We start from the raw sequence: 7931 nt of genomic DNA on the forward strand, positions 1-7931 counted from the left end.
GAGAAGGCCGGCCGGGAGAGGAGATATTTTACAGGCCTGTCAGGGCATACAGACCCGGGCAGTTTCCGCCAGAGCTTCAATGCTTTCCCTGAACGGCCTGTCATTTTTCTTCCATGGATCAGAAGAGGGAGGCGCAGGAGGATGATCCAGATTGTCGCAGTCACCCCGGCTGCGGTAGTCAGGAGCCTGACCTGTATAGCCGGGCTGAAGGGGTTCAGGCTTCATGCCTTTTGCAATCCTGCCAAAAGGTTCGGGAAGGCGTTCAGGGCTGCTTGTCACGGCGCAATCCCGGCTGCCGGTACCTTCCCAGTTACCTCCACCTGTGGAACCACTTCCTGCAAAATACCATGTTCCCAAACCCTGCTTTTCCAGTTCAGGAACAGGAATGAAAGGTCTGTTCAGCCTGTTCTTCAGCGCAGCGGCAAAAGAGAGTCGGTGCTCAACCGTATCAAGCGCCGGATTTGTCCTGCTGATCGGTTCTGCGGCACCGGGCTCCGGCGAGAAGAAATGCTCCCCCGGCCCCTGCGTGGTATGGGATGCCGTAATCCTGTAAATGCCATCCTGTTCCAGTCTGATACTGTACCGGCTTGTATGAGATGACGGAAACCTCCATGCGCACAGAACAGGTTTCCCGTCCGGCATGCATTCAGCCCTGAACCTCTGTCTGCCTTCTTCCGGGGCTGGAATGGTTTTCTTTCCCGGGATAATGGATTGTGTCCGCTGCACTTCTACAAATACTTCATTGGGTGACCAGCGTATGGACGCCGCTGCAAACTCCCTTTCGCCTGTCAGCCTCTCATGCAGGCAGAGCTCGACCTCTGCCATCTTTTTTTCTCTTTCTTTCTGGTCGTCCGTGCATCCCGCGAAAAAGGCCAGAGCGACCCCCACAACCGAAACCGTACGCATATCAAACTCCTGTCAGAATTTTCCCGGGCACCATATACACCCTCACAATGATGTCAACACGATATCGCAATCGACGGTTGTATTTCCCTGCGCCCCTCATAATAACAGTCAGCCACAGCCTGAAGGAGCTGATTTCCGGGCCCGGAAAATATCTGTCCCGCCTCTTTCAGGGAAAAATTTATTGTCAAACAGTGTTATGAAGCAAGAGGTACCCGCAGGGAGAGGGGTTTCACCGACATTGTCAGGGTATGCAATCCCTGAAAGTTTCCGCCTGTTCTTCTATATGGTTTCTGAACGGATTCCCGGAAGAGGGAGCCCCGTCCAGATTATCACAGCCTTCCGGATCCTTGTATCCCGCAGCAAGAGCCTCAGGTTCCAGCTTGTTTGCAAGGTCGTCAAACGGGGACGGCAGCCGGTCCGGATCGGTGGTTATTGCGCAGCTGATAACCTGAACCCGGGAACCACGGTTTACCCTGCCTTTACTGTTTGTGCCGGTATTTATCCCCATGAAATACCACTCTCCCAGACCCGCTTCCTTCAGTTCCGGAAAGGGAGTGAAAGGCCTGTCCATGCGGTCCCGGACTGAATCGACAGCCTGTCCCTCAACAGAAGAATGGGAAGGTTTTTTCCTGGCCGCGGCCCTGGCTGTGGACTGGACCGGGGAAAGAAAATACTCTCCGTTATAGTAATTTTCTGTCTCCCGGGTGACCCTGAAGATTCCGTCTTCCCCCAGCCACAGGGTATATTCAACCTCGGTGGATGAAGAAAATTCCCGGACGCAGATCTGATCCTCTTTCCCTGACAGACATTGTTGCCTGAAAGCTGCCTTGTTGGGCTCGCGCCCGACAATGGAGGGTATTGTTATCAGTCTTGCAGAAACGCGGCTGTCAGAAAAATAGACTAGGGCTACAGTGGATTTTTCCTTATCTGTCCCCTTCCCGTGCAGGCACTTTTCAACCTGGGCTGCTTTTTCTTCTGGATCTGTACATCCTGTCAAAAGGGCTGCCGCGGCCCCGATAGCCAAAACCTTGTGCATATCAAACTCCTGTCAGTCATGATTCCGACAGATCGTATGGATATATATAAAATTGTCAATATATATAATAAAAGTCCTAAGGTTGCTTCCCTTGCCGCCCTTCAAACACCTTCAGCCATTCCCCGTATCCCTCGGCAGCCATCCTGTCTTTTGCCACAAAACGCAGGGCGGCGGAGTTGATACAGTAGCGCATGCCGCCTTGGTCCTTTGGCCCGTCGGGGAACAGGTGACCCAGGTGGGAGTCCCCGTGGGCCGAGCGCACCTCGGTCCGTGCCATCCCGTGGGACACGTCCTGTTTCTCCACCACGTTGTCCCTGACCAGCGGCCTGGTAAAACTGGGCCAGCCGGTGCCGGAGTCAAACTTGTGAGCCGAGGCGAACAGCGGCTCACCCGAGACCACGTCCACATAGATCCCCTCGGCGTGGTTGTCCCAGTATTCATTCCTGAAGGGTGGCTCGGTGCCGTTCTCCTGCGTGACCTGACGCTGCAGTGGCGTCAGTTTTTGCAGCGCGTCCTGTGTGTCGTTCCCTTTATACAGATCCGGAAACGCCTGTTTCAGGGCCCTGACCTTCGGTGCATCGTGGGTGACGATATAGGCATGGTCCGGGTTCCGGTCCGCGAAGTCCTGGTGATAGTCCTCCGCCGGATAAAAATTTTCCAGGGAAGTCAGAACAGTGACGATTTTTCCGGGAAAAACTTTCGCTGCATCCAGCTGGGCTACATATGCCGCGGCGATTTTCTGCTGCTCCAGTGTGCCATAAAAAATGGCCGAGCGATATTGCGACCCGTGATCCGGTCCCTGGTAATTCAGCTGCGTCGGATCATGGGCCACAGCGAAGAAGGCCTTCAGGATCTGGCCCAGGGAGATCTGCGCCGGATCGTACGTGACCCGCACAGCCTCTGCATGGCCGGTTTTTCCACTGCTCACCAGTTTATAGCTGGCCGTGTCCGCCGTACCGCCCGCATAACCCGATATGGCGTCCTTCACGCCTTTCAGGTGCTGGAACACGGCCTCGACGCCCCAGAAACAGCCGCCGGCCAGGACGATGGTTTCATCCCGTGCACCAGTCTCTGCCAGCGGCACATCCAGCGCCGGATCAGGCAGCGTCACAGCCCGCGCCGGACCTGCCGCACAGAAAAAGGCGGCCAGCGTCACGGCACACAGAAATTCGCCTATCCCGATCATGGCTATCTCCCGAATGTAAAGGCATAGGCCTCAAGGCCAGGTTCTGTGGCGATGATCTCCAGAATCCCGTCCCGCACCTGGTCCTGCGTAACCACACTATATAATGTATGGTGATCCACGGTGATCCCTTTCAAGGGTTGGCCGTCCAGAATCAGGCGTACGTCAACGGGTTTTCCGCCCCGGGTCCCCAGCACCAGAAACACCTTGCCGGCCCGGAAGTGCAGGCGCAACGCCGCTCCGGCCTCTGCCGCCACGATCCGCTGCGCCTCGACCCGCCAGGATCCTTTCAGGGCCCAGTGATGCAGGGGAAGCGTGTCGGGAAAGCTGTATGGATGCTCCACATCCCGGACCAGGGGACTGGGGGAATTCTTCGCGCGGCGGTATCCCAGATATATTTCCGGGGTCTGGCCGGCGCTGGACGCATCCGTTTCCGCGGGCATGGCTGTTGCCCTGTTCAGGCCCAGCAGCACGCGGATGTTGTTCTCCGTGATCCCGTAATCCCCCTCGCCGGAGTGGGTATAGACCACCTGTCCGTCCCGGCTGATCAGGTAATGGCCCGGCCAGTACCTGTTGCGGAAATTCTTCCAGGTGACAAAGTCGTTGTCCATGGCCACGGGCCAGGTAATCCCGAATTTTTCGATGGCCTTTTTTACGTTATCCGCCTCAGCCTCAAAGGCAAATTCGGGGGAATGGACACCGACAATCTCGAACCCCTGGTCGCGGTATTTCGCGTACCAGTCCTTCAGATACGGAAACGTGCGGATGCAGTTGATGCACGAATAGGTCCAGAAATCCACCAGAACGACCTTGCCCTTCACCTGGCTCATCTCTAGCGGCGGGCTGTTGAACCAGCGGGAAATGCCTCCTATAGCCGGTGCCGGGTAAGGTTGTGGCAGGGCGTGTTCCAGTGTGGTCGAACCGCTGACTTTCGCCTCGTTCCGGCTGGTGGCTATGACCGCCCATTCACCCAGGTTAAACCCGGCCAGCGCCAGAAGGGAAAAGGCGACAATCAGCACGCCCATGGCGCGCCGGATCCCCGTAGCGTGGTGGGACAGGAACCTGACAGCGCGGGTCAGATATTGCCCGGCCAGCGCTATGGCCAGCATGGGAATGCCCGCGCCGATGCCAAAGGCTGCCACGGTAGCCACGGCCTCCATACCCGTCTGCGCCTGGATCACCTGGACCAGCGCCGCGGCCAGCAACGGCCCGGCACACGGGATCCACACCACGCCGATCAGAAAACCTGTCAGCACCGCACCCCACACGCCCTGCGCGTTCTGGCCCACCCCCTGCGCCCGGTCCGCCAGACCGCCGGTGAGGCGCGCGAAACGCTCCTCCAGAAACGGCACCACCATCACCAGCCCCAGAAGCAGAAGCAGGACGTATGCACCTTTCTGCAGGATGTCCTGCGGCACGCCAGTCAGTACCAACAGCTGGCGGGACAGCAGGGCAAAGGCAGTAAAGCTGACTACAAAACTGCCGATCACCAGGAACGGGCGGATGCGGCTGCCCCCGATCGACGAGGCCAGCAGGAACGGCAGCACGGGGAGGATGCACGGCGACAGAGCCAATCCGAACCCCTCGGCCAGCGCAAGGATGATGTTCAGAAACTGGTCTTGCATGGCGGTATATCTCTTCTGTTGTCATCCTGAGCGGAGAGTCACGAAATGACTCGAAGTCGAAGGGCCTGCCCTGGCGAAGGCCGCGGATCTTTTTTCAGAAACAGGATCCTTCAGTCGCGCTGTGCGCTCCTTCAGGATGGCATGGAGGGAGGCAGCAAGTCCGGTTATTCCAAGACATTGTCCGCCCTTTCAGGCCGAACCGTCAACCGGGAAGAAACCTTCAGGCGGCAACGGGACGGGAAAGCTGTCCCTGCGCCGATGTCGCCACAGCCGTCGTCCGGGCTATATCGGACATGATTTCCTGGAACCGCGGCCTGGACAAGGTCTCACCTTTGACAAGAATATCCAGAATTCGGGAAGCATCCCTGAAATCGACCTCCATGCATATTCGCGAAGGAGATCCTGCTTCGAGTCCAAGCCTGTATCCACGTTCTCCTGAAAGGAAGTGTCCGGAAATAATCGCTCCGGCCGTCCCTATACCCACACACTGGACTGAAACTGCAAAAGGAAGGATTACCACCTCTTTTTGCCCGTCAATCCTTGCCTCCGCCTCATCGATGTGCAAGGCAGGAACCAGAGCCATGGCCCTGATAATTTCTATGGACTCCCTGTAAACAGACATTTTTCCCTCCATAATCGTCCTTTCCTTATAAAGACCTGAATTACTTTCTGACAGAAAATTCCCCGCCACCCCTAATTTCTGGGCAGCGCAGAAAAGAGGCGAGGGTGGCAGGCCGTCCGGAAATAAAGGATCCCCGCCCCAAGGGGCAGGGTATTGTCCAGCTGGACATCGCGGATGGAAGCTATGGGGATCTGTAAAATGGACAGAAAGTGTCGCGTTAAGGGAAAAAATCCTGTTCCGGAGCCACCGGGAACCGCGATACACCGGACGCGGCAAGGCAGGAAAAACGGCAAAGTCTGCCCTTGCCAGACCGGGCTGTGTGCCTCTAACGTGGGACCGGAACCCCTTTCATGATGCGGATTTTCCCATGGCCACCGATTATAAAAACACCGTTTTCCTGCCCCGCACCGATTTTCCCATGCGCGGGGGCCTGGCGCAGAAGGAGCCGGAACTGCTGGCCCGGTGGGAGGCCATGGACCTGTACGGCCAGATGCGCAAGGCCCGCAAGGGCAAGCCGAAATTCGTGCTGCACGATGGCCCGCCGTTCACCAGCGGCAACATCCACATCGGCACGGCCATGCAGAAAACCCTGAAGGATTTCACCCTGCGCCTGAAGTTCATGACCGGCTTTGATGTACCGTTCGTGCCCGGGTGGGACTGTCACGGCCTGCCCATCGAATGGAAGATCGAGGAAAAATACCGCGCCGCGAAAAAGGACCGCAAACAGGTTCCGGTGACGCAGTTTCTGGCTGAATGCCGCGCCTTTGCCCAGCACTGGATCACCGTGATGACCGGCGAGTTCAAACGCCTGGGCATTATCGGCGACTGGACCCGGCCCTACAGCACCATGGCTCCCCGGTCCGAAGCGCGGATCGTGCGCGAGATCCACAAATTCCTCCTGAACGGAAGCCTGTTCCAGGGCGTCAAGCCTGTCATGTGGTCGGTCGTTGAAAAGACCGCGCTGGCCGAGGCGGAAATCGAATACCAGGATGTGACCTCCACCACCCTGTGGGTCAAATTCCCCATCATCAAGGCCAAAGACAAGGCCCTGAAAAACGCCAGCATCGTCATCTGGACGACCACGCCCTGGACCCTGCCCGCCAACCGCGCGGTGGCTTACGGAAAAGGCATTGACTATGTGCTCGTCGCCGTCACTGACGCCGAAGAAGGCAGCCTGGCGAAAGTGGGCGACCAGCTGGTTCTGGCGAAAAATCTGGTGGAGGCCACAGCCAAAACCGCAAAATGCACACTCCAGACACTCGACTGGTTCATGTCCGCCGACACGGACAAGCTGGAAGGCGTGATCTGCGCTCACCCCCTGCGCGGGCAAGGATACGACTTTGATGTACCCGTTCTGCCCGGGGAATTTGTCACCGCCGACCAGGGCACGGGCTTCGTCCATATCGCGCCGGGGCACGGCGCCGACGACTTTGAGCTGGGCCGCGCATACGGTCTGGAAGTCACCCGCACCGTAGACGATGATGGCAGCTATTACGCCCACGTGCCGCTGTTTGCGGGCAAGCGCGTCTACACACCCCACGGCAAGCCGGGCGACGCCAATCCGGCCGTCATCGAGGCCCTGCAGGCCCCCGGCGCGCTGCTGGCCACAGGGAAATTAACGCACAGCTATCCGCACTCGTGGCGATCAAAAGCTCCGGTGATTTTCCGCACCACACCACAGTGGTTTATCGCGCTGGACGACGATAACAAACTGCGTGAAAAGGCGCTGAAGGGTATCGACGATACCCGCTGGCTGCCCGCGCAGGGCCGCAACCGCATTCGCAGCATGGTCGAGGGCCGCACCGACTGGTGCATCAGCCGCCAGCGCGTGTGGGGCGTGCCGCTGGGCTTTTTCGTGAATAAATCGACGGGCGAGCCGCTGAAAGACAAGGCCGTTCTTGAGCGCGTTGCTGCGGCATTTGAACAGGACGGGCTCGAGGCCTGGCACACCCGCCCCGCGTCCGATTTCCTGGGTCCACAGTACAAGGCCGAAGACTACACGCAGGTCATGGACATCGTGGATGTGTGGTTTGAATCCGGCACCACGCATGCCTATGTGCTGGAAAACAACCCGGACCTGCACTGGCCCGCCGACCTGTATCTGGAAGGATCGGACCAGCATCGCGGGTGGTTCCAGTCGTCGCTGCTGGAAGCCTGCGGTACCCGCGGCCGTGCGCCGTACAAGACCGTCGTCACCCACGGCTACGTGCTGGACGACCAGGGACGCAAGCTGTCCAAGTCGCTGGGCAACGGCGTGCCGCCCCAGAAAATCGTGGATAAAGAGGGCGCGGATATCCTGCGCCTGTGGGTCGCTGGATCGGACTATACCGGGGACCTGCGCATCGGCCAGGCGATCATCGACCGCAGTTCCGACGTGTACCGCCGCCTGCGCAACACCCTGCGCTATCTGCTGGGCGCGCTGGCGGATTTCAGGGAAGAAGAGCGCCTGCCCGCGGACAAGATGCCCGAACTGGAACGCTGGGTCCTCCACCGGTTGTGGGAGATTGACCAAACCATCCGTAAAGCCATCGACGACTATGACTTCCACGCCATCTACAC

6 protein-coding genes are annotated in these 7931 nt (G+C 58.5%); 1 reads left to right on the forward strand and 5 read right to left on the reverse strand.

The genetic code is table 11. The features are described 5' to 3' along the window. Positions 1–39: 39 nt before the first annotated feature. From M3O22_03565 to M3O22_03585, 5 genes are all read right to left on the reverse strand, one after another. The gene (locus M3O22_03565) at positions 40–906 is read right to left on the reverse strand and encodes a hypothetical protein (GenBank protein MDP9195837.1); all 867 of its coding nucleotides are present in this window, start codon (positions 904–906) and stop codon (positions 40–42) included. Positions 907–1147: 241 nt separating this feature from the next. Beyond that, positions 1148–1942 carry a hypothetical protein gene (locus M3O22_03570; GenBank protein ID MDP9195838.1) on the reverse strand — a complete coding sequence of 265 codons (795 nt, stop codon included), beginning with the start codon at positions 1940–1942 and terminating at the stop codon, positions 1148–1150. 76 nt (positions 1943–2018) lie between these two features. After that, a complete protein-coding gene (gene msrB / locus M3O22_03575; GenBank protein MDP9195839.1) occupies positions 2019–3128 on the reverse strand; it encodes a peptide-methionine (R)-S-oxide reductase MsrB in 1110 nt (369 codons plus the stop codon). A 2-nt stretch (positions 3129–3130) separates the two neighbouring features. After that, positions 3131–4750 (reverse strand): cytochrome c biogenesis protein DipZ, encoded by a 1620-nt coding sequence (locus M3O22_03580; protein ID MDP9195840.1) that lies wholly within the window; start codon positions 4748–4750, stop codon positions 3131–3133. A 220-nt stretch (positions 4751–4970) separates the two neighbouring features. Continuing rightward, positions 4971–5372, reverse strand: a complete 402-nt coding sequence (locus M3O22_03585) for a hypothetical protein (GenBank protein ID MDP9195841.1) — start codon at positions 5370–5372, stop codon at positions 4971–4973. Between the two features lie 367 nt (positions 5373–5739). On the opposite strand from M3O22_03585, the gene ileS reads away from it, so the two are divergent. Continuing rightward, on the forward strand, positions 5740–7931 hold a 2192-nt coding region (gene ileS / locus M3O22_03590), incomplete at its 3' end, for an isoleucine--tRNA ligase (protein MDP9195842.1).

The sequence above is a fragment of the Pseudomonadota bacterium genome, from assembly GCA_030775045.1.
In the GTDB taxonomy this organism is placed as follows: domain Bacteria; phylum Pseudomonadota; class Alphaproteobacteria; order JALYJY01; family JALYJY01; genus JALYJY01.